A 21,868-nucleotide genomic window follows, 5' to 3' on the forward strand; every position below is an offset into this window, starting at 1 on the left:
ATCATTGTAATGGATTTTGATATACGTAATGCCGGTGATGAACAGACCAGAGAACCTGATATTGAACAAAAACTGAGACCGCTCAGTTTTATTGATTTTAAAGGGCAATATAAAGTTGTTGAAAATCTTCAGATTTTTGTTAAGGCTGCATTAATGAGGGGCGATGCCCTGGACCATGTATTACTTCACGGACCACCGGGATTAGGAAAAACTACACTGTCAAATATTATTTCGCATGAATTGGGCGTAGGTTTTAAGCTTACCAGCGGACCTGTTTTGGATAAACCGGGTGATTTAGCGGGTATTCTTACTTCTCTGGAGCCCAATGATGTTTTGTTTATTGATGAAATTCATCGACTTAGTCCTATTGTGGAAGAATATTTGTATTCTGCCATGGAGGATTTTCGCATCGATATTGTTATTGATAAAGGTCCAGGTGCTAAAAGTATTCAAATCGAACTTAATCCGTTTACTTTAATTGGCGCTACTACTCGTAGTGGTTTATTAACGAGTCCTTTGAGGGCTAGGTTCGGAATTAATTGTCATTTGGAATATTATGATGTAAATGTTCTTAAAGGAATTATTTCCCGTTCCGCGCGGATACTTGATGTACCTATCCTTGAAGAAGCATCTGCAGAAATATCTAGGAGAAGCCGGGGCACTCCCCGTATTGCTAACTCATTGTTGAGGAGGGTGCGAGATTTTGCTCTGGTAAAAGGGAGTGGTGAAATTGATATGGCAATTACCAAATTCAGTTTGGAAGCGCTTGATATCGATCAACATGGATTGGATCAGATGGACCATAAAATATTATTGACCATTATGGATAAATTTGGTGGAGGGCCTGTAGGTCTTTCAACCATAGCCACAGCCATAGGAGAAGATTCAGGAACTATTGAAGAAGTTTATGAACCGTTTTTAATTAAAGAAGGTTTTATTAAGCGAACCCCCAGGGGGAGAATGATAACTCCCCTTGCATTTCAACACTTTGGAAGAGAAAACGGTGCGTCACAATCTTCTTTATTTTAAAATTTATTTAGAATGTCCCTGAGCCTGAAAAAACTTGCCGGTGAAACCATAATTTATGGTGCTTCCACAATGATTGGAAGGCTTTTGAACTGGCTCTTAATGCCCTTTTATATCCGTATGTTGACGACCGTTGAATACGGAGTGGTTGTTAACTTTTACGGTGTTATTTCCGTTTTACTGGTTGTTTTAACGTATGGTTTGGAAACAGGTTTTTTCCGGTTTTCCGGAAAAGGTTATGATGAGGGGGTTATCTTTAAAACACTTATTTCTCTTTTAGGAATTACCAGTGGTACTTTTATTTTGCTGGGTATTTTTTTCCATGATTTTTTAAGTTTATCTTTTTATGGAGGGGATCACTCATTTTCCATATTGCTTGTTTTCCTGATCCTGGGGATTGATTCATTTTCTGCCCTTCCATTTGCCCGTCTCCGACTTCAAAACCGTCCCATTCAATTTGGAATTATTAAATTAGTTAATATTGGAGCCAACATATTTTTCAATTTATTATTTCTTTTAGTAGTACCCTATCTTATAAAAAATCAATTTATTAGTAAGGGTTTTTCAGATTTTTATTCAGGGTTTGACGGAGTTTTCTTTGTTTTTCTAAGTAATGCGTTAAGTAGTTTAATTACCTTATTTTTTCTTTTGCCGCAACTCTTTCATCTGAGATCCTTTGTTGATTTTAAGGTCATAAAGCCTGTTTTAATATATTCATTACCTGTTCTTTTTGTTGGTATTACCGGAATGTTAACCCAAAATATTGATAAGATTCTTTTGCCGGTTTTGTTAACCGATGATGGCTTTAGTCAGTTAGCTGTTTATGGTGCTAATTTTAAAATCGGAATATTGATGAGTTTGTTTACGCAGTCTTTTAGATTTGCTTTCGAACCTTTCTTTTTTAAAAACAAGGGAGAAGGAAAACAGGTTTATGCAACTGTGATGAATTATTTTATATTTTTCGGACTTGTTATTTTTCTTGGCGTTACTTTGTTTATTGATGTTATCAATATTGTTTTGACTTCGGAGTATATTCAAGGCAATTCCATTATTCCCATTGTTCTTATATCTCTTCTTTTTTATGGTATTTATTTCAATTTATCGTTATGGTATAAACTTACCGATCGTACATGGGTTGGAGCTATTTTCGGAGCGGTTGGTGCCGTTCTTACTATAGGTTTAAATATTCTTCTGGTTCCTTCTATGGGAATATTGGGTTCGGCTGTGTCTTTGTTATGTGGGTACTTTTTGATGATGGTTTTGTCTGGATATTTTGGTAGAAAGTATTATCCCATTCCTTATCAGGTTAACTTGTATTTGGTTTATTTTTCAATGGCCGGTCTTGTCTTCTGGATTGATTCTGCTGTTATTATCCATAATAATTTTTTTTCGTATCTGTTTAAAGCAGTTATATTTGCCTTATTTATTGGTTCGTTTTTTGTAATTAGAAGGTATGATAAAAGTAAAATTAATTAACAGGAGTGATAATCCTGTGCCTGAATTTGCCACAGAAGGTTCGGCCGGAGTCGATTTACGTGCATTTATTGAGGATACTATTGTATTAAAACCTCTTGAAAGGGCCATAGTTCCAACCGGGCTTTTCATTGAGCTTCCTTTAGGTACCGAAGCTCAAATCAGGCCGAGAAGTGGGCTGGCTGCTAAAAGTGGAATTACTGTGCTTAACTCTCCGGGTACTATAGATAGTGATTATAGAGGCGAAATAAAAGTCATAATGGTGAACTTATCTAATGATAGTTTCGAAATCAGTAACGGAGACCGTATTTGTCAGATGGTTGTTCATCAATATGAGCGGTTTGAATGGAATAATGTGGTAGAATTGAATGAAAGCGGGAGAGGAGCTGGTGGTTTTGGCCATACCGGTGTTTAATTTTTGTTATTTTGAAATAGTGGTAGATGAGATATTTAATTGTAATTGGTTTAGCTGTTTTAGCCTTCGGTTGTGGATCTTTGAAAAATAATAACCATTCTTTGGATTCTGATAATTTATCCAATCAGGAAGAGGTTATTTTGAGTGAAGAGGATCAGCGGAAGTTTAACTATTATTTTTATGAAGGTAACAGGTATAAAGCCATAAATGAGACGAATAAGAGTTTTATGTATTTTGCCGAAGCCTTAAAAATTGATTCTACCTGTTCGGCATGTGCCTATGAATTGTCAAGATTTTTAGTCGGCAATGAAAACCTTGAGGAGGCTGAAGTTCTAATGGATCGAGCCGTGCGATACAGCCCTAAAAACAGGTTTTACATCAATTTATATTCCCGTATTCTGCAAGCCAATAAAAAAGGGGGAAAAGCTGTAGAGATTTCTGACAAATTACTGGATATTGAAAATAGTTCTGTAGATGATCTTTATTTTGCCGCTCAGGTTAAAATGCAAAATGGTCTTTACTCTGAAGCTGTTGATGTTTTAAATATTATTGAAAATCAGATTGGCATAAACCAAAATCTAGTTTTTGAAAAGGTTCAGTTGTGTCTGGAAAGTGGAGAACCTAAAAAAGCTGAAGAAGAATTGATAGGCCTTGTCGAAAAGTATCCTGGAAATAATGATTTTAAGATTATTTTAGGTGATTTCTACTTAGAAAATGGAGATTTAAAACAAGCTTATCAGCAATATTCCTCTGTTATTAATAAAGATCCGCTTAATGGTAAGGTTCTTTTTTCTCTTTCAAATTATTATCTGGAATCAGGGGATACTGTTCAGTTTAATAAGTTTCTAATGGATGGTTTCCAGTCAGAAAATGTTGTTTTTGATGATAAGTTCAGACGGTTTATTCCTTTTGTTTCTGGGAAAGATATATCTGAAAATCCTTTAAATACGAGTGATTTAAAAGATATTTACGATTTACTTATACGTCAGTATCCTTATCAAAGTCAACTTTATTCTTCTTATGCTGAATTTTTGAAATCTGAAGGAGAAGAAGATAAGGCCAGGTTTGTTTTAGAAAAATCTTTGGATTTGGATGCTTCTCAACCTGAATTGTGGCAGGAGTACCTTTTTATTTTATCTGGATCAGGAGATAACGATGAACTTAAAAAGAAATCTTCTGAAGCTGTTACTTTTTTTCCTGATGTAGCTTTGTTCCGATTGTTCCATGGAATTTCTCTGTTTCAGACAGGTGACACCCTTCAATCTATAGAAACCCTTAAGCAGGGACTTGAATTATCCGGGGATAATCAGGGTCTTAAACAACGTTTTCATGCTTATTTAGGCGATTTTTATCACTCAGTGGATAGTATTGACAAAGCATTTGATGAGTATGAAAAAGCCCTTAAAATTGATGAAAATGATGTGATGGTTTTGAATAATTACAGTTATTATTTATCCGTTTTAGGAAAAGATCTTGATAAAGCAGAGAGGATGAGTGCAAAGACTATTGAAATTGAACCTGGAAATGCCACATTTCTGGATACGTATGCATGGATTCTTTTTAAGAAGGGACAGTTTTTAGAGGCTAAGTTTATAATTGAAAGAGCCATTGATAATATGGACGAACCTTCAGGTGTTGTTGTCGAGCATTACGGTGATATTTTATTTAAAAACGGTGATCTTAGCGGTGCTATGGAACAATGGGAACGAGCTCATGAAATTGGAGGGCATTCCGATTTACTAAAACAAAAAATTGAGCAAAAGGAATACATTGATGAGGAATAGTTTATTTATTATATTGCTTGTTTTCATTGTTGGTGGAGCATTTGGATGCAAGTCCAAAAAGGCTTTAACTGATTCGGAGTTTATTATTCCTATAGATAAAGATTTGTTGATTGAACAGCTTCAGGATAATTCCCATTTCATTAAGAATATTTTTTTTCGCAGGTCTCTTGTTCAATTTAATTCTGAAGACGTTAGCCATACTTTCAGATCCAATATTTACATTAATAGAAATAATTTTATCCGTATTAGTATATTGGCTCCCCTGGGAATAGAAGTCGCCAGGGTTTCTATGGAGCCTGACAGTGTAACTATTATCGACCGGATGGGAAGGCAGGTAATTTATACAGATTATGAAGAGATTTACCGTAAATTTGGTGTTGAAGCTGACTTTTATATATTTCAAAGTATCCTATTGAATGAGGCATTTAGTATGTTTCATGAGAAAGGTCTTAGTTTACATGATTATCATTTGGGTATTCAGAGCCATCAGTATCAATTAAGTTCTGCCAGGGAAAAGTCCCGCTCGTTATTTTCCGGAAGTAGCGGAGGTTTTTTTCATAAGATGTGGATTGAACCTGATTCTTTTGAAGTTACCAGGTTTTCCTTTAATGAATTGGATAAAAATATGGTGCTGGATATTGTTTATGGACAATTTTCAGAATTATCAGGGGGACAAAACTTTCCTGAAAAAATTTCTGTTACAGGTAATAGGGGATTAAAAAAATTGTCTCTGGATATTGCCCATTCAAGTGTAGAAATAAATGGAGACGACGAAATTTCATTTCAGGTATCGGACAAATATGAAAAAATTTATAGGTAGCTTTTTTATATTTATATTTTTACCTTTTTTTTATGCCGGATCTCAGAGTGTCGAAGATCTTCGGAAAGAGAGGGAGAATCTCCTGAAAGAAATATCCAATACGTCTTTGTTGATTGAGGAAAAGAAGGAGAGCCGATTGGATAACCTCAGAGAATTGAATTTGATTGAACGCGAAGTGTCCACCAGAGAACGGTTAATTGGAAATTTTCGACAAGAGATAGAACAGCTCGATCGGCAGATAGAAGTAAATCAAATGCTTGTAAATGACCTTGAAAGCGATATTATTGATTTAAAAAAGGAGTATTCTAAACTTATCAGAGATTCCTATCAGCGAAAAGGGAATCTAAATTACCTCATGTTTTTGTTCAGTGCGGAAGATTTTAGTAAAGGTTATCTGAGGTATCGGTTGTTTAAAGAATATAGTCGATATCGTCAAAAACAAGGCGAATTATTGGTTCAAAATCAAAATAAGGTTTCTGCCCTGTTGAGGGAAATTCAGCAGCAAAAAAGCGAAAAAGAAGAGGTTTTAAACAATATAGAGAATGAACTTCATCGTCTTACTTTAAATAAAAAGAGAAAATCACGTCTTGTTCATCGTTTAATGACTGAGCAACAATGGCTTCAGCAGAGTCTTAAAGAAAAAGAGCACGCGGCTGCTCAGCTGGAAAATAAAATTAGGGAATTGATAGCTGCCGAGAAAAAAGAGAATATTAATGCTGCAGAATCAGGTGAATTTGCAGACAGAATGGGGAAGCTTAACTGGCCCGTCACGAATGGATTAATTGTAAATGAATTTGGTGAGCATAGACATCCTGTACTTAAAAATGTGACCATTAAAAATAATGGTATTGATATACGTGTTACGGGCTCTTCAGATGTTTATTGTGTTCATAATGGGCAGGTTTCTACCGTTGTTGCAATTCCAGGATTGAATAAAGCGGTTATTGTTAGACATGGAAAATATTTGACTGTTTACGGAAATTTAATTGATGTTTTTGTTTCAAAAGGTGATATTGTATCAGCAGGTCAGAGAATTGGGAAGATTTACCGGGATAACAGTGAGATGAAGGAAATTTTACATTTTGAAATATGGGAAGAGAATAATAAATTAGATCCTGAACAGTGGCTTATTCGTTAATAATTCAAAAAATGTGGATATTTTAGAAACTCTTTTTTATTTAACCAGTATAAATAATGTATTTTAGTATTTTTAAAACCGGGCCTGATCAAAAAATGTGGAAGTGAATAAAATGGTTTTTAAATCTGAGATTAAGAATATTAACCTGGTAGAAAGGTTAATAGATGATATTTCTACAAAATATCAACTACATTCCGATATTTACGGAAAGTTGTTATTGGCTGTGGTTGAAGGGGTGAATAATGCCATCGTTCATGGTAACAAACTGGAGAGTGATAAAGATGTTGTTCTTCAATATGAAATTACTGACAAAATTATTCAATTTGTCATAACTGATAATGGTCCCGGATTTAATTATAAAAATTTACCGGATCCTACAAAACCGGAAAATTTAGAAAAGACTCATGGTCGTGGTATTTTTCTTATGAATCATCTGGCTGATGAAGTTGAATTCAACGAAAAAGGAAATGAAGTTAAAGTTGTCTTTAATTTATCATAATTAACGTGCCTATTTCCTTTTCTACATACGACATTGAATACCATCTCCCGAATACTGGAATAATTATCGAGTGGATTTCAGAAGTCATTGAAAATAATGGTTTTAGGGTGGGGGATATTAATTACCTATTCTGTTCTGACGGATATATTCTTGAGTCCAATAAAAAATTTCTCTCTCACAATTATCTTACCGATATAATCACGTTTGATTATTCTACCAAACGTAAAATTTCTGGAGATGTTTTAATTAGCATTCCTACTGTTAGCGTCAATGCTGAAAGATTTGGAGTTACTTTTCACAATGAAGTTTTAAGGGTTATTATTCATGGGGTTCTTCATTTGATTGGTTATAATGATCATTCTGTCGAAGAAAAAGAAGCCATGCGTAATGCAGAGAACCTTGCTTTATTATTTTACGAAACAAATTTTCAGTAACTCTGTTAACTTTGCGGAGTTTTGTTTCTACTTTTCAACTTGGATTTATTATGGATTTCAATTTTGATATTATTGTCATCGGGGGAGGACATGCCGGATGTGAAGCTAGTGCTGCTGCTGCCAATTTGGGAGCAAAAACACTACTTATTACGATGGATTTGAATAAAGTGGCTCAAATGAGTTGCAATCCTGCTGTCGGTGGAATTGCTAAAGGTCAGATTGTCAGGGAAATTGATGCTCTTGGTGGTCAAATGGGAATGGTTACTGATGCCTCTTCTATTCAGTTTCGGATGCTCAATAGATCCAAAGGCCCTGCGATGTGGAGTCCCAGGTCCCAATGTGATCGAATGGTTTTTTCTGCTGAATGGAGAATAAGACTCGAACAAACCCCCAATTTGTATTTTTGGCAGGATACTGTTACAGATGTGGATTTTTCTGAGGAAGACTCTTTTAAGGTATTTACTGCACAGAATGTTACTTTTAGTTGTAAAAAAGTTATACTAACCAATGGCACATTTTTAAATGGGTTGATGCACATTGGCAAAGTTCAGATGGAGGGTGGACGGATTTCCGAGCCTTCCAGTAAAGGACTCTCTGATCGATTTTTCGAAAAGGGATTTACCACTGGTCGCATGAAGACTGGAACTCCCGTGAGGGTTGATGGGCGAACTGTTCATTTTGAAAAATTGAAGGAACAACCAGGAGAAGAAGATTTTTACAAGTTTTCGTTTATGCCTGTTTCTAATAAAAAATTGAAACAGCGAAGTTGTTATCTTACTTATACCAATCCTGTTGTTCATGACAGCATTAAACAGGGTTTGAATCAAAGTCCCATGTACGATGGTACCATCCAAAGTATTGGTCCCAGGTATTGTCCCAGTATTGAAACTAAGATTGTTACTTTTGAGGGGAAAGATGAGCATCAGTTGCATTTAGAACCGGAAGGGGAGGAAACGATTGAATTTTATTTGAATGGTTTTAGTAGTTCATTACCTTTACAAACTCAGTTGGCTGCTTTGAAATCTATTCCCGGACTGGAGGATGCCTTCATTTTCCGACCGGGATATGCCATCGAATATGATTTCTTTGATCCTACACAATTACATCACACTTTAGAAACGAAGAAAGTTTCAGGTATGTATTTTGCAGGACAGATAAACGGAACTACCGGATATGAAGAGGCGGCTGCCCAGGGATTGATAGCCGGGATTAATGCAGCCTTAGAATTGAAAAAAGCTGAACCATTTATTTTGAAAAGGGATGAAGCTTATATTGGGGTTTTAATTGACGATTTGGTTACCAAAGGAGTTGATGAGCCTTATAGAATGTTTACTTCAAGGGCTGAATATAGGATTTTACTTCGTCAGGATGATGCCGATATAAGATTAACCCAAAAGGGCAGGGATATTGGATTGGTTAAAGATGACCGCTTTTCATTATTTGGAGAAAAGTTAGAGTGGTGTAATAAAATTTATAAATTCTTGGAAGAATTCAGAATTTCACCTGATAATATTAATGGCTGGTTGGCAAAAATTGGGACCAGTCCGTTAAAGCAAAAAGGTAAATTAAGAGACATTGTTTATCGGCCACAAGTCAGATTGCATGAACTTGTTAATGTTGTTCCTGATTTTAAATTATTGTGTGATGGACTTCCTGATGATAGAAAATTTGAAATTCTCGACGGTATTGAAATCTCTATTAAATATGAGGGATATATTAATCGGGAAAAGGTGATTGCCGAAAAACTCCAAAGGCTTGAGAATTTAAAAATTAAAGGAAAGTTTGATTATTCTTCTATAAAAAATATTTCTACGGAAGGGCGACAAAAGTTAGCGAAGGTAAATCCTGAAACAATTGGTCAAGCGTCCAGAATTAGTGGAGTTTCACCAAGTGACATCAATGTTCTTTTGGTATTAATGGGAAGGTGATGTTCCACGTGGAACATTTCTTAAGCTATTTGTGCTTTTTTATAAAGAATGTTTTTGTTTTTACTTGGTTCTATGTTTTTTAGTCCTTTTTTGATTTAAAGCTTTTAAAAGGCTTGTTATAAATGTTTTTTGTAATCGCATTAAAAAGATTAATACATGTTTGAGTTTCTGGAACTAATAATTTACTTTATCTGATTGAAATAAATCTCTTTTCTGAACGGTTAAAAAAAATAAACCAAAAATCTTCAATTGTAACAAGGAATTTCCATTTATTAAAAGTTAGATGAATATGATCACAATAAATGACTTATGCTGATTTAAAAGTGTTTTAGTTTGGCATTTTTAGGCGGGTATTATTGGAATCCAGAAGGGTTATTTTAGAACTACGATCCAGATGGGGTTGATTTTGAAATTGATTCACACGTTAATAGTTTATTAGTTTGGCTTTTGAATATTTAAGCTAAAGTACTTATTTCAGTGTTTTCGTCCGTTTTGTATATTTTTATACAGCATACTATTGTAAAACACATTCGTTTGTTTGGACTTTCTCATCCACAGTTGAAATTGTATTTTTCTTTATAGGTTTTTATTTAGTACAGCATGCGTAAATTATTTATTGATAGGTGAATGGTAGAATGAATAATTTATATAAATAAACACTGGACGGACAATCTTATAGACAGTTCCTTTAATTGTAGTTTTCAATATAGATGGTTCATCTTTGTTAATCATGATTATTGTTTTAACGGATTAATATAAAATTGTTTTGTCTTCTTTAATTTTTTGAAATCATGAATAGAATAGAAGGAAATATTATTGACATACACCGGCAAATTATTTTCGGAGGAGTTGTTTATTATAGTGAAGATGGAATTGATCGAATAGAAAGGAAAGAAGGTGATTTTGATAGCTATATTTTGCCTGGTTTAATTGATGCTCATGTCCATATTGAAAGTAGTATGCTGGTTCCTTCAGGGTTTTCCAGATTAGTTGTTCCACGTGGAACAATTGGAGTTGTTACAGATCCTCATGAGATCGGTAATGTGATGGGGGTCGAAGGTGTTGAGTATATGATTCAGGAATCAAAAAACACCCCCTTGAAATGTTTTTTTGGGGCTCCATCGTGTGTCCCGGCCACTCCGTTGGAGTCTTCCGGAGCCGTTATTGATGCATTACAGATTGAGCAATTGCTTGATAAGCCTGAGATTATTGCTCTTAGTGAAATGATGAATTATCCTGGAGTTGTTAATAAGGATCCGGAGGTTTTGTCTAAAATAAGAGCCGCCATTGACAGAGATCTTCCAGTGGATGGACATGCTCCCGGAATTAGAGGAGAGGGTTTAAATCAATATGCAGGCGCAGGGATAAGCACAGATCATGAATGTTTTGAATTGACTGAAGCTCTTGAGAAAATTGAAAGAGGAATGAAAATACAGATCCGCCAGGGGAGTGCAGCCAAGAATTTCGAGGCCCTGGCAGATCTTTTCGATGAGCATGCTGATAAGTTGATGTTGTGTACAGATGATTCGCATCCCGATGAATTGGTAAAGAATGGACATATTGATAAATTAATCCGTTTGGGTTTACAGAAAGGAATTGATTTATTTAAGCTTCTTCGTGCTGCTTCCTTAATTCCTGCTGAACATTACAATCTCCCCGTTGGATTATTAAGAAAAGGAGATCCGGCAGATTTTATTGTAATTGATAATCCTGATTCATTTAATGTGTTAAAAACTTTTATTGATGGCCAATGTGTTTTTGATGCTGAACAAGGCGTCTTGTTTTCTGATAAAAAAGTTCAACCGGCAAACCATTTTGTACCACACTTTATTTCTGTGGAGGATTTAAAAGTCCAGGTTCCTAGAGGGAAAGATAAAGCAAGAGTTATTAAATGTTTTGATGGAGAATTGGTAACTGATACCTTATGGGTAGAAGTGAAGAAAGATTCAGAAATGTCCTCTCTTGTTGAAGAAGATATTCTAAAAATGGTCGTGGTTGACCGGTATAGGAATAAACCTGTTGCTGTTGGTTTTATTCATGGATTTGGATTAAAACACGGGGCATTGGCTTCATCTGTTGCTCACGATAGTCATAATGTAGTGGCTGTAGGAGTGGATGATGCAGATATTGTAACCGCTGTTAATCTGGTAATGGAAAACAGGGGAGGGCTTGTTGTGGTGGATGAAAAGAAAGAAAAAGTATTACCATTACCTGTCGCCGGGCTTATGAGTGATGAAGATGGAATTGTTGTTGCAGAGAAATACAATCAATTGGAAAAAATGGCTATCGGAATGGGCAGTTCTTTACAAGCTCCTTTCATGACTTTGTCCTTTATGTCGTTGTTGGTAATACCTAAACTTAAGCTTGGAGATAATGGATTATTTGACGGAGAAAAGTTTGAATTTACATCCGTTTTTCAATAAAATAAATGGCACTAAAAGAAGACAAAAGAATAGCTTATCTTAAGGATTTAATTCGCGTACTTCCCGAAGGACCCGGGGTATATCAATATTTTGATGATACCGGGAAGATTATTTATGTGGGCAAGGCAAAAAATCTAAAAAAAAGAGTTTCTTCTTATTTTACCAAAGAACCTGATAATGCCAAAACACGGATTCTGGTTCGAAAAATCAGGGACATCAAGCATATTGTTGTGAATTCTGAGCAGGATGCTCTTCTTCTTGAAAACAATCTGATTAAAAAATATCAGCCCCGGTATAATGTTCTGCTGAAAGATGATAAAAGTTTTCCGTGGATTGTAGTGAAGAACGAACCCTTCCCAAGGGTTTATTCCACAAGACAAATAGTTAAGGACGGAAGTGAATATTTCGGTCCATATACCAGTGGTTTGATGGTTAAAACCCTAATTGATCTGTTCAGACAACTTTATACTTTGCGAACCTGTAGGCATGCGCTTACCCCGGATAATATATCTAATGGTAAATTTAAGGTTTGCCTGGAATATCACATTGGTAATTGCAAAGGTCCATGTGAAGGTCTTCAAGCCGAATCGGAGTATCTTGAATACATTCGTGAAATTAAGAATATTCTTAAGGGTAATATATCTTCGGTGATGAAGTATATGAAGGAAACCATGATGAATCTCGCTGCGGAATATAAGTTTGAGGAGGCGGATGAGGTTAAGAAGAAACTGGAAATACTGGAAGGATACAAAAGCAAATCAACCATTGTCAATCCTAAAATTAACAATGTGGATGTTTTTTCCATTATTGATGATGAAAAATATGCCTTTGTAAACTTTCTTAAAGTTGTTAACGGTGCAATTATTCAAGCGCATACGATTGAATATAAGAAAAAACTTGATGAGGATATTTATACCCTTTTGCCCATGGCTATCGCAGATATAAGGGAGCGTCTTCACAGTAATTCCAAAGAGGTCCTTGTTCCTTTTGAGCCCGAAATAGATTTTGAGGATGTCCGGTTTCTAGTTCCTAAAATAGGGGACAAAAAGAAATTGCTTGAATTGTCTGAGCGTAATGTAAAATATTATCGGCTTGAAAAATTAAAGCAGAAAGCCAATCAAACAAAGGTCCCAAGAGAAGCCAGATTACTTGAAACGACAAAGAAAGACTTACGTTTAAAGCAACTACCTGTACATATTGAATGTTTTGATAATTCCAATATTCAGGGACATTTCCCGGTAGCTGCCTGCGTGGTTTTTAAGAATGGTAAACCTTCTAAGAAGGATTATCGGCATTTTAATATTAAAACGGTCGTTGGGCCCGATGACTTTGCATCCATGGAGGAAGTTGTTTTCCGGCGTTACAGTAGATTGCTCAATGAGGGAGAATCTTTGCCCCAGTTGGTTGTAATTGACGGTGGCAAAGGACAATTAGGTTCGGCTGTTAAAGCATTACGTGAATTGAAACTTGATGACCGGATTGCGATAATTGGAATTGCTAAAAAGCTGGAGGAAATCTTTTATCCCGGTGATCCCGTGCCCCTGTATCTCGACAAAAACTCAGAATCGCTGAAGTTGATACAGCATCTGAGGAATGAGGCCCATAGGTTCGGTATAACATTTCATAGAAATAAAAGAAGCGGAGCTTTTCTAAAATCGCGTCTTGAGGAAATACCGGGTGTTGGACCTGAAAGCGTACGAAAACTCCTTAATCAATTCGGTTCTGCAAAGGGAATAGAGGAGGCATCTTTTCAGGCATTAACTGAAATTGTTGGTAAAAGCAGAGCTGAAAAAATAGGCGCTTATTTTAAAAGAATTAAGGGGAAAAATTAAAATCTTGAGGAAAGACTTTTAATCTTAAAACAAGGAGGATAGAAGATTATTACGGGTTTCATTTTCTATTTCTTCGATTATTTTTTCTACATGGGCTTTTTCATGAATCGTACCTATCAACTTATTTGTTGTGCTTACGATTTTTTCTTTGTTCGGATGGTTAGTTTTCAGGGTTATATCACGGATAATTCCTTTTTCAACTTTAAGTTTGGTTGAAAAGACGTATTCATCCGATTTATAGCGTTTCGAAAATTCATAAGTAGGGCTGTAACCATAGTTCCATTCCCATGTTTTGTATTTGGTTTCTGCCAGGATTTTTATTTCAGAAAGCTCAGGTTCCGAAAAATGATAGGTAGATGCATTGTATTTATTTTGCAAAAAGCTGCCTATTTGTGAGAGGAATATTTCTACATCTTCATTTTCCGGGACGAGTTCTGAAATGTTTACTACTTCACTTCTTACAGATTTAACCGATTTGTCACGAAATTTGGTGGCATCAGCCTTTAAACTTTCGGTTAGTTTGCTCAGGTTGCTGTTGAACAATAAGGTTCCATGGTGCATTGCCCGCGATTTAAAGACATGGCAGGCATTGCCCGATATTTTCTTATAGCCTGCAAGTAGGTCGTTTCTTTTGCCATGGCGGGCATCCAATCCATAATTTCTTAGTGCTTCCACTACGGGGGTAGTGGCTCTGACAAAATCTACAAGATGACCAGGTTCTCCATTTTCGATGATACAATAATTGATATTTCCATAATCATGATAAACAGTTCCTCCACCGGATAATCTTCGATATACAGGAATGTTATTTTTCTCAAGAAACTCATGGTTTACTTCAGCCAATGTGTTTTGATGTTTTCCGACAATTACAGAAGGGCTGTTGATATAAAAAAATATTATGTTGTTTTTGAAGTTTCGGAGTAAAACTTCTTCCGTCGCCAAATTGTATGCCGGGTCATTGGTTTTACTTGTTATGAATAAAGTATCTCTGTCCATTGTACAGTGGTTGAATTTTTATTAAAATCTCAGTGGGTTAATTGGTGAAGTTTAGGTTTAAATAATAGCTTTAATAGTCTAAAAATGAGAGATAAAAAATATTAAAAATGATAATTAATGTTTGTGTGTTGAAACAGCAAACCAGGGAAATAAAGCCTATGTACTTTTTAATTGGCGAAAGAATTACCATTTTTAACACTAAATGTAAAAACAAAAATATAAAAAGAAATTTTATGAGAGTCGTTATCCAAAGAGCAACGAAAGCTTCCGTAACGATCAATGAAGAAGAAACCCGTTCCATTGGAAAAGGTTTAATGATTTTGGTAGGAATTGAAACTGCAGACGGGAGCGAGGATATTACCTGGTTGGCAAATAAAATTGTGAATCTTCGTATTTTTGACAATGAAAATGGTGTGATGGATCAGTCTGTTCTGGAAAACGGTGGTGAAATTTTGGTTGTTAGCCAGTTTACGCTTCATGCCCGAACCAAAAAGGGAAATCGTCCGTCGTATGTGGATGCGGCCAAACCTGATATTTCCATTCCGCTTTATGAGCAATTTAAAGAGGTTTTGTCGAAGGCCTTGGGGAAACCTGTTGTGTCAGGAGAATTTGGGGCCTCTATGGCCGTAAAATTGGTAAATGACGGTCCTGTCACCATCATAATTGACACCCAAAATAAAAAGTAAGTTATATGCATATAGACGAAGCCCAACGATTGGTAGATGAATGGATTCAGACCCACGGTGTACGTTATTTCAGTGAATTAACGAATATGGCTGTACTGACCGAAGAGGTTGGTGAGCTGGCCAGGGTTATGGCCCGGAGATTTGGTGATCAATCATTCAAGGAGGGAGAGTTCCCCAATCTGGAAGAGGAAATGGCTGATGTATTATGGGTGCTCATTTGCCTGGCCAACCAAACAGGTGTTGATTTGACGGATGCTTTCCGTAAATCGGTTGAAAAGAAAACCAACAGAGATAAAGATCGTCATAAAAACAATCCAAAATTAAAATAGAATGGAACAATCGGAACAATTACTGGAGAAATTTGAGAAGGATTTTCAGGGGATGCCTGAATTTCCAGGAAGCATTGATATTGAAGGATTAAAAACGGAAGATAATTTGAAAAAGATCTTTTCGTTTATTGACCTAACGACGCTAAATACGACAGACAGTGCCAATTCCGTGCAGGAATTCTGTAATAAGCTGGTCTCCTTTAAAAAGGATTTTCCTGAAATGCCATTGGTGGGAGCTGTGTGTGTGTTTCCTGTTTTTGCCAGTGTGTTAAAAACCCGGTTGAGTAGTCTGGATGTGAACAGAGCTGTTGTTTCTGCCGGTTTTCCTTCAGCGCAGACTTTTCTGGATTTAAAGGTGCTGGAAACCAGAAAAGCCCTGGAACTGGGAGCCAATGAAATTGACATTGTCATTTCGGTGGGCGAATTTCTGGAAGGGAATTATGAGTTCGTTATGGAGGAGATAAGTTCTATTAAGTCAGTAATGGGAGAGGCCCATTTGAAAGTTATACTTGAGACAGGGGCATTGGATACCCCACAAAATATCTGGGAGGCTTCAATTATTGCCATGGAGGCAGGGGCCGATTTTATCAAAACTTCTACCGGAAAAATGACGCCTGCAGCAACACCCGAAGCAGTGTGGGTGATGGTTCAGGCCATAAAAGCATTTCAGAAGGCCACTGGGAAAATGGTTGGATTAAAGCCGGCCGGTGGCATCAGTACCACCGATGATGCTTTGATTTACCTGAAGATTGTTCACGATGTGTTGGGTGAGGAGTGGCTGAAACCTGAACGATTTAGAATTGGCGCCAGCCGTCTGGCCAATAATTTGCTTGCTGATCTCGCAGAAATGCAGGGAATACGTTTTGAAAAATATTTCTAAACTTTCCGTGTGGTTGTAAAGTGAACCAATTCGATTAAGCCTTCCCGGGAATCACTTTCGGGGTAAGAGTGCAGAATTTCCAGCGCTTTATCGCGGTATTCGATCATTTTTTCACGGGCATAATGAATGCCTCCATTGTCTTTTACATATTGTACAATGGGGGCAATTTTCTTCTCATTTTTGTGGTGTTTCCGAATGGTGCTTAAGATTTGCCTCTTTTTAGTTACCGGCATTTTTTCCAGAACATGAATCAGGGGAAGCGTCATTTTCTTTTCTTTCAAATCATTACCTGTCGGTTTGCCGGAAAGGTTGGTTTTTTCATAGTCCAGTAAGTCATCTCTAATTTGAAATGCGATTCCCAGATATTCTCCAAAATCACGCATTTTAGATATCTGTTCTTCTGATGCTCCGGAGGAGAGAGCTCCTGCAGCCGTACATGCAGCAATGAGGGTAGCGGTTTTTTTTCGAATGATTTCGTAATACACATCCTCAGTGATGTTTAGTTTGCGTGATTTCTCTATCTGTAACAATTCCCCTTCGCTCATTTCCTTCACAGCCGTGGATACAATGCGTAACACCTCTGTCTGGTTTTCTTCAAGCGATTTAATCAGTCCCATCGCCAGATAATAATCGCCAACCAACACCGCAATTTTTGAGCGCCAAAGTGCATTAATAGAGAAGAAGCCTCTGCGCTGATAGGTCTCATCCACTACATCATCATGTATCAGCGTTGCATTGTGAAGCAATTCAATTAAACCGGCGGCAGTATAGGTGCCCTCATCTGTGGAACCGTTTAGTTTGGCCGATAAGAATACCAGCATAGGTCTCATCTGCTTTCCTTTACGGCGGATGAGATAGTTGGTGATAATATTGAGAAGCGGAATTTTGGTGTCGAAATTTTTCTTATAATACGGACCAAAATGCTTCATTTCCTCTTCGATGGGAGATGTTATTTTTGATGAAATCTTCATTACTTCTATTTTATCTTAAACCTCTCTGTCTTTTTTCAGCGACAAAGAGGGGTTATTTTCAGAATTATTGATTGGCTAAAAATCAACGAACTAACCAGAATAAGGTAGTCTTTTTCTCGAATATTACACCTATCCGATGGGAATGAATTTTCAAAAATAACAAATTGCGGCGTATTAGTGTTGTAACAAATGTGAAATATCAGTCCTATCTAAATATTTGCATATTTTACAGGTTTAAATATCTATGAATCAAAATATCTTCATTATCTTTGTCCACCGGAACGACCACAGATGAGAAATTTAGCCATTTTGGTCATCTCACAGGTTTCTTTTAATATGATTATTAATGATGGAAGTTAAAACTATGAAAATTAAAGATCTTGATGCCAATCAGCTCGATCGGGCAGCAAGTATGCTGAAAGCCATTGCACACCCAATGCGAATAGCCATCCTTAACCATTTGGAGGATGGTAAAAAATTAACCGTAACCCAGATTCATAATTTGCTGAATATCGAGCAATCTACGACCTCTCATCACCTGGGGATTCTTAAGGATAAAGGTGTACTGGCATCTCAGAGAGATGGAAAAAACACCTTCTATTTTCTGAAGCACGACAGCCTCCGTAATATTGTGGATTGTGTCAGTCGTTGTTCTGTTGAGTAATTTTGTGATTTTTTTAGGATGTTGAGACCGGCTGCCTGATGCCGGATTTGTTGGAGTTTTGTATGTCGAAAATAAGATTAACTAAAGAGTTTCGTTTCGAGATGGCCCATGCGCTGTGGAATTATGACGGACTCTGTAAAAATATTCATGGCCATTCCTATATTTTTCAGGTAACCGTGATTGGGGAGCCGGAATCTGATGAAAATAGCCCGAAATACGGAATGGTTATGGATTTTGGTGACTTGAAAAAGATTGTCAAAGAAGAAGTGGTCGACCTCATGGATCATAGTATTGTCATCAGTGATAAAGCGCCGGTGGAGAAGTTACTCCAGGTTCCACAGATGACCGACCGTTATCATGTGGTAGCGTATCAGCCCACTTGTGAGAATTTGTTGATTGATTATGCCCAAAGAATAAGAGTAAGACTGCCTGAGCATGTGTCTCTTTTCAGCCTGAAACTGCACGAAACAGGTAATTCGTTTGCCGAATGGTTTGCTTCCGACAATGAATAGTATCTCATTTTTTCTTACTTTTCGGGAATAAACCTGAAAAGTTATGTCAGAACAAACAAAAAAATTATTTCTGCTTGATGCATACGCCTTGATTTTCAGGGCGTATTATGCTTTTATCCGAAATCCTCGTGTCAATTCTAAAGGGCTGAATACCTCAGCCATCTTTGGATTTACCAACTCTCTTCTGGAGGTTTTGAATAAAGAAAACCCTACGCATATCGCCGTGGCCTTTGATCCGTCAGGCCCAACATTCCGAAACGAACTTTTTAAGGAATATAAAGCCAATCGTGATGCCACTCCCGAAGATATCAAAAAGGCGGTTCCCTATATAAAACAAATCCTTGAAGCTTTTAATATCAGCGTTATTCAAGTGGATGGTTTTGAAGCCGATGATGTGGTGGGGACATTATCCAGAAAAGCCGGAACTGCCGGTTTTAAGACCTTTATGGTTACTCCCGACAAAGATTATGCGCAGTTGGTTACCGCTGATACTGTTATGTATAAACCCAAGTCGGCGGGCAATGATATTGAACGGTGGGGAATTCCTGAAATCCAGAAGAAATTTTCGGTGGAAAAACCTGAACAGGTCATTGATTTGCTGGCCTTATGGGGTGATAGTGCGGATAATATTCCGGGGTGTCCGGGAATTGGTGAAAAAAGAGCCAAAGATATCATCGGAAAGTACGGATCCGTTGAAAATGTTTATGCGCATATTGATGACTTTTCAGGCAAACAGAAAGAGAATCTCATTAATTTCAGGGAACAGGTGGAATTGTCACGAAGGCTCGTAACCATAGAGACAGAAGTCCCGGTTGACTTTAATGAGGAGTTGTTTCTACACAAAGCACCGGATCTTGAAAAACTAAAGCCGGTTTTTGAAGAACTGGAGTTTAAAACGCTTTGGGAAAAAATTGCCGGTAAAAAAGAATCCGGTCCTACTCAGGGATCTCTTTTCGGTGACAGCAGTAACACTCAGGCTTCGTCTGCACAGTTTAATACCAGCAATCAAACTCTTGAGGGTACCCAACACGAGTATTTTCTGGTAGAAACCCAACAGGCACTGGATTCTCTGGCTGCTGATCTTAGCGTTCAGAAAGAGTTTTGTATCGACACCGAAACTACCGGAATAGATGTGTGGTCCAATGAATTGGTGGGGCTATCTTTTAGTTTTGAAAAAGGTGAGGCTTATTATGTGCCTGTGGATAAAGATAAAGATAAAGCCAGTGAAGTGGTCAAAAGATTTGAAAAAGTGCTGACCGATCCTGCTGTACTGAAGGTTGGTCAAAACCTTAAGTACGATTACCTGATGCTCAAAAGGTACGGGGTGGAGATGCAGGGCCCGTTTTTCGATACCATGGTGGCTCATCACCTGGTTCAGCCCGGATTAAAACACAATATGGATTTTCTTGCCGAAACCTATCTGAATTATACCCCGGTTTCTATCACAGAACTGATTGGAGAAAAGGGTAAAAAGCAGGGCAGTATGCGGGATATTGACAAAGAAACGGTGAAAGAGTATGCCGGTGAAGATGCTGATATCACACTTCAGTTGAAGGAACCCTTGCTCAAGGAACTGGAAGAACTGAAGATGGTTTCCCTGTTTGACAATGTAGAGATGCCTTTACTTAAGGTACTTGCCGAGATGGAGTATCATGGGGTGGTATTGGATTCCGAGGCGCTGGCCGATTTTGCAGGCAAACTTCAGCAGCGTATTGAAGCTCTGGAAAAAGGGATTATTGAAGATGCCGGAACAGAATTTAATGTGGGCAGTCCCCGGCAGGTAGGGGAAGTGCTTTTTGATAAATTGAAAATTGATGCAAAGGCCAAAAAGACCAAGTCGGGTCAGTACAGCACCAACGAGGAGACCCTGCAAAAACTGAAAGATAAGCATCCGATCATTGAAAAAATATTGGAGTTTAGGGGGCTTAAGAAGCTGTTAAATACTTATGTGGAAGCATTACCTAAATTGATAAATAAAGAAACCAGCCGATTGCATACCTCTTTCAATCAGGCGGTTGTGGTAACTGGTCGTTTGAGCAGTTCCAATCCCAATTTGCAGAATATTCCAATCAGGGAAGAGGATGGCCGCGAAATGCGAAAAGCTTTTGTTGTCGGAGATTCGGAGCATTTATTCCTGAGTGCTGACTATTCTCAGGTAGAGCTCAGATTAATGGCCCATCTGAGTGAAGATAAAAACCTGTTGGATGCTTTTAACCGGGGAGAAGATATTCATGCTGCTACTGCAGCCAAAATTTTTAAGGTATCACCGGAAGAAGTGACGAGTGATATGCGTCGAAAAGCAAAGACCGCTAATTTTGGCATTATTTACGGTATTTCTGCCTTTGGTTTGTCTGAGAGGCTGAACATCCCCAGAGGGGAGGCAAAAGACATTATTGACGGGTATTTTGAGAGTTTTCCGGCTGTAAAGGAGTATATGGATAAGGTCATTTCCCAGGCTCGTGAAAAGGGGTATGTGGAAACCATGTTTGGGCGTCGTCGTTATCTGCCTGATATCAACAGTCGCAACGGAGTGGTAAGAGGAGTGGCTGAGCGAAATGCCATCAATGCTCCAATTCAGGGGGCTGCTGCAGACATCATAAAAATGGCCATGGTTGGTGTGGAACGGGCCTTCAGAAATGCAAATTTCCAAAGTCGGATGGTCCTTCAGGTGCATGATGAACTTAATTTTGAGGTGCTAAAATCTGAAGTTGCTGAAGTCAGGGAAGTTGTTAAAAAAGAGATGGAATCAGCCGTATCATTGAAAGTGCCACTTGAAGTAGATATGGGGGTTGGTGACAACTGGCTGGAGGCGCATTAATTTTTATTACAGAGTGCGATACATGAAACTCTATCCTGAATTTATTGGCATTTAAACATCTCATGACGAACACTTATGAGTCGAAGATCGACGAAGTCAATAAACCAGTCCTCCCAAAAGCCGGGCTTTTCCTTTTAAGGGAATACATAATGTTGTTGCGTTTTTGAAAAGGCTGAAGGTCTTTAAGCGATAGCCTGGGGCAACGCCTCAGGAAAATTGTAACAACTCTCCCCTCTCATT

At 37.5% G+C, this 21,868-nt stretch carries 19 protein-coding genes; 17 read left to right on the forward strand and 2 right to left on the reverse strand.

Annotation, left to right across the window (positions count from 1 at the left end):
- The first annotated feature begins 9 nt into the window (after positions 1–9).
- The 11 genes from ruvB (at position 10) to uvrC (ending at position 13,772) form a co-directional block, all read left to right on the forward strand.
- Complete coding sequence (gene ruvB, locus W7W_RS0102295; RefSeq protein WP_010662243.1) at positions 10–1,029, forward strand: Holliday junction branch migration DNA helicase RuvB; 1,020 nt, start codon at positions 10–12, stop codon at positions 1,027–1,029.
- Positions 1,030–1,329: 300 nt separating this feature from the next.
- Positions 1,330–2,502, forward strand: coding sequence for a lipopolysaccharide biosynthesis protein (locus W7W_RS0102300; RefSeq protein WP_234408337.1), 1,173 nt, complete (start codon positions 1,330–1,332; stop codon positions 2,500–2,502).
- A complete protein-coding gene (gene dut, locus W7W_RS0102305; RefSeq protein ID WP_010662245.1) occupies positions 2,480–2,914 on the forward strand; it encodes a dUTP diphosphatase in 435 nt (144 codons plus the stop codon). The genes W7W_RS0102300 and dut overlap by 23 nt, the downstream gene beginning before the upstream one ends.
- Before the next feature lie 26 nt (positions 2,915–2,940).
- Positions 2,941–4,698: a tetratricopeptide repeat protein gene (locus tag W7W_RS0102310; RefSeq protein ID WP_010662246.1), complete on the forward strand. Its 1,758-nt coding sequence runs from the start codon at positions 2,941–2,943 to the stop codon at positions 4,696–4,698.
- A complete protein-coding gene (locus W7W_RS0102315; RefSeq protein WP_010662247.1) occupies positions 4,688–5,518 on the forward strand; it encodes a DUF4292 domain-containing protein in 831 nt (276 codons plus the stop codon). The genes W7W_RS0102310 and W7W_RS0102315 overlap by 11 nt, the downstream gene beginning before the upstream one ends.
- Complete coding sequence (locus W7W_RS0102320) at positions 5,499–6,656, forward strand: murein hydrolase activator EnvC family protein (RefSeq protein ID WP_010662248.1); 1,158 nt, start codon at positions 5,499–5,501, stop codon at positions 6,654–6,656. The genes W7W_RS0102315 and W7W_RS0102320 overlap by 20 nt, the downstream gene beginning before the upstream one ends.
- Before the next feature lie 97 nt (positions 6,657–6,753).
- Positions 6,754–7,155 (forward strand): ATP-binding protein, encoded by a 402-nt coding sequence (locus W7W_RS0102325; protein WP_234408336.1) that lies wholly within the window; start codon positions 6,754–6,756, stop codon positions 7,153–7,155.
- Positions 7,156–7,160: 5 nt separating this feature from the next.
- Positions 7,161–7,589, forward strand: coding sequence for an rRNA maturation RNase YbeY (gene ybeY / locus W7W_RS0102330; protein WP_010662250.1), 429 nt, complete (start codon positions 7,161–7,163; stop codon positions 7,587–7,589).
- A gap of 50 nt (positions 7,590–7,639) precedes the next feature.
- Positions 7,640–9,517 (forward strand): tRNA uridine-5-carboxymethylaminomethyl(34) synthesis enzyme MnmG, encoded by a 1,878-nt coding sequence (gene mnmG / locus W7W_RS0102335; protein WP_010662251.1) that lies wholly within the window; start codon positions 7,640–7,642, stop codon positions 9,515–9,517.
- A 791-nt stretch (positions 9,518–10,308) separates the two neighbouring features.
- Positions 10,309–11,940, forward strand: coding sequence for an adenine deaminase (gene ade / locus W7W_RS0102340; RefSeq protein WP_010662252.1), 1,632 nt, complete (start codon positions 10,309–10,311; stop codon positions 11,938–11,940).
- Between the two features lie 5 nt (positions 11,941–11,945).
- Positions 11,946–13,772 carry an excinuclease ABC subunit UvrC gene (uvrC, locus tag W7W_RS0102345; RefSeq protein WP_010662253.1) on the forward strand — a complete coding sequence of 609 codons (1,827 nt, stop codon included), beginning with the start codon at positions 11,946–11,948 and terminating at the stop codon, positions 13,770–13,772.
- A 24-nt stretch (positions 13,773–13,796) separates the two neighbouring features.
- Here uvrC and W7W_RS0102350 read toward each other — a convergent pair whose 3' ends face one another.
- Positions 13,797–14,768, reverse strand: a complete 972-nt coding sequence (locus tag W7W_RS0102350) for a lipoate--protein ligase family protein (protein WP_010662254.1) — start codon at positions 14,766–14,768, stop codon at positions 13,797–13,799.
- A gap of 233 nt (positions 14,769–15,001) precedes the next feature.
- On the opposite strand from W7W_RS0102350, the gene dtd reads away from it, so the two are divergent.
- Genes dtd through deoC form a run of 3 tightly spaced genes read left to right on the forward strand, consistent with a single transcriptional unit; the run spans position 15,002 to position 16,663 of the window.
- Positions 15,002–15,454 carry a D-aminoacyl-tRNA deacylase gene (gene dtd, locus W7W_RS0102355; RefSeq protein ID WP_010662255.1) on the forward strand — a complete coding sequence of 151 codons (453 nt, stop codon included), beginning with the start codon at positions 15,002–15,004 and terminating at the stop codon, positions 15,452–15,454.
- A gap of 5 nt (positions 15,455–15,459) precedes the next feature.
- On the forward strand, positions 15,460–15,783 hold the full coding sequence (locus W7W_RS0102360) for a nucleotide pyrophosphohydrolase (RefSeq protein ID WP_010662256.1): 324 nt from the start codon (positions 15,460–15,462) through the stop codon (positions 15,781–15,783).
- 1 nt (position 15,784) lies between these two features.
- Positions 15,785–16,663 carry a deoxyribose-phosphate aldolase gene (gene deoC, locus W7W_RS0102365; RefSeq protein ID WP_010662257.1) on the forward strand — a complete coding sequence of 293 codons (879 nt, stop codon included), beginning with the start codon at positions 15,785–15,787 and terminating at the stop codon, positions 16,661–16,663.
- Here deoC and W7W_RS0102370 read toward each other — a convergent pair.
- Positions 16,660–17,634: a polyprenyl synthetase family protein gene (locus tag W7W_RS0102370; protein ID WP_010662258.1), complete on the reverse strand. Its 975-nt coding sequence runs from the start codon at positions 17,632–17,634 to the stop codon at positions 16,660–16,662. The two genes, deoC and W7W_RS0102370, sit on opposite strands and share 4 nt — an antisense overlap.
- Before the next feature lie 364 nt (positions 17,635–17,998).
- Here W7W_RS0102370 and W7W_RS0102375 point away from each other — a divergent pair, with 364 nt between their 5' ends.
- The 3 genes from W7W_RS0102375 to polA all read left to right on the forward strand — a co-directional run bounded on the left by W7W_RS0102375 (position 17,999) and on the right by polA (position 21,628).
- Positions 17,999–18,298, forward strand: coding sequence for an ArsR/SmtB family transcription factor (locus W7W_RS0102375; RefSeq protein WP_234408334.1), 300 nt, complete (start codon positions 17,999–18,001; stop codon positions 18,296–18,298).
- A 62-nt stretch (positions 18,299–18,360) separates the two neighbouring features.
- Positions 18,361–18,810 (forward strand): 6-pyruvoyl trahydropterin synthase family protein, encoded by a 450-nt coding sequence (locus W7W_RS0102380; RefSeq protein WP_029510245.1) that lies wholly within the window; start codon positions 18,361–18,363, stop codon positions 18,808–18,810.
- Positions 18,811–18,853: 43 nt separating this feature from the next.
- Entirely contained in the window at positions 18,854–21,628 is a 2,775-nt protein-coding gene (gene polA, locus W7W_RS0102385; protein WP_010662261.1) for a DNA polymerase I, read from the forward strand.
- Positions 21,629–21,868: the final 240 nt, after the last annotated feature.

The sequence above is a fragment of the Marinilabilia salmonicolor JCM 21150 genome, from assembly GCF_000259075.1.
Taxonomy (GTDB): Bacteria; Bacteroidota; Bacteroidia; order Bacteroidales; family Marinilabiliaceae; genus Marinilabilia; species Marinilabilia salmonicolor.

Excerpts from the sequence above, each read along its gene's own strand:
- W7W_RS0102360 (WP_010662256.1), top strand. The coding sequence starts at position 15,460 with ATGCATATAGACGAAGCCCAACGATTGGTAGATGAATGGATTCAGACC.
- dtd (WP_010662255.1), top strand. The coding sequence starts at position 15,002 with ATGAGAGTCGTTATCCAAAGAGCAACGAAAGCTTCCGTAACGATCAAT.
- W7W_RS0102310 (WP_010662246.1), top strand. The coding sequence starts at position 2,941 with ATGAGATATTTAATTGTAATTGGTTTAGCTGTTTTAGCCTTCGGTTGT.
- deoC (WP_010662257.1), top strand. The coding sequence starts at position 15,785 with ATGGAACAATCGGAACAATTACTGGAGAAATTTGAGAAGGATTTTCAG.
- W7W_RS0102320 (WP_010662248.1), top strand. The coding sequence starts at position 5,499 with ATGAAAAAATTTATAGGTAGCTTTTTTATATTTATATTTTTACCTTTT.
- ade (WP_010662252.1), top strand. The coding sequence starts at position 10,309 with ATGAATAGAATAGAAGGAAATATTATTGACATACACCGGCAAATTATT.
- dut (WP_010662245.1), top strand. The coding sequence starts at position 2,480 with ATGATAAAAGTAAAATTAATTAACAGGAGTGATAATCCTGTGCCTGAA.
- mnmG (WP_010662251.1), top strand. The coding sequence starts at position 7,640 with ATGGATTTCAATTTTGATATTATTGTCATCGGGGGAGGACATGCCGGA.
- uvrC (WP_010662253.1), top strand. The coding sequence starts at position 11,946 with ATGGCACTAAAAGAAGACAAAAGAATAGCTTATCTTAAGGATTTAATT.
- W7W_RS0102375 (WP_234408334.1), top strand. The coding sequence starts at position 17,999 with ATGAAAATTAAAGATCTTGATGCCAATCAGCTCGATCGGGCAGCAAGT.
- W7W_RS0102350 (WP_010662254.1), bottom strand. The coding sequence starts at position 14,768 with ATGGACAGAGATACTTTATTCATAACAAGTAAAACCAATGACCCGGCA.
- W7W_RS0102315 (WP_010662247.1), top strand. The coding sequence starts at position 4,688 with ATGAGGAATAGTTTATTTATTATATTGCTTGTTTTCATTGTTGGTGGA.
- polA (WP_010662261.1), top strand. The coding sequence starts at position 18,854 with ATGTCAGAACAAACAAAAAAATTATTTCTGCTTGATGCATACGCCTTG.
- W7W_RS0102370 (WP_010662258.1), bottom strand. The coding sequence starts at position 17,634 with ATGAAGATTTCATCAAAAATAACATCTCCCATCGAAGAGGAAATGAAG.
- ruvB (WP_010662243.1), top strand. The coding sequence starts at position 10 with ATGGATTTTGATATACGTAATGCCGGTGATGAACAGACCAGAGAACCT.
- W7W_RS0102380 (WP_029510245.1), top strand. The coding sequence starts at position 18,361 with ATGTCGAAAATAAGATTAACTAAAGAGTTTCGTTTCGAGATGGCCCAT.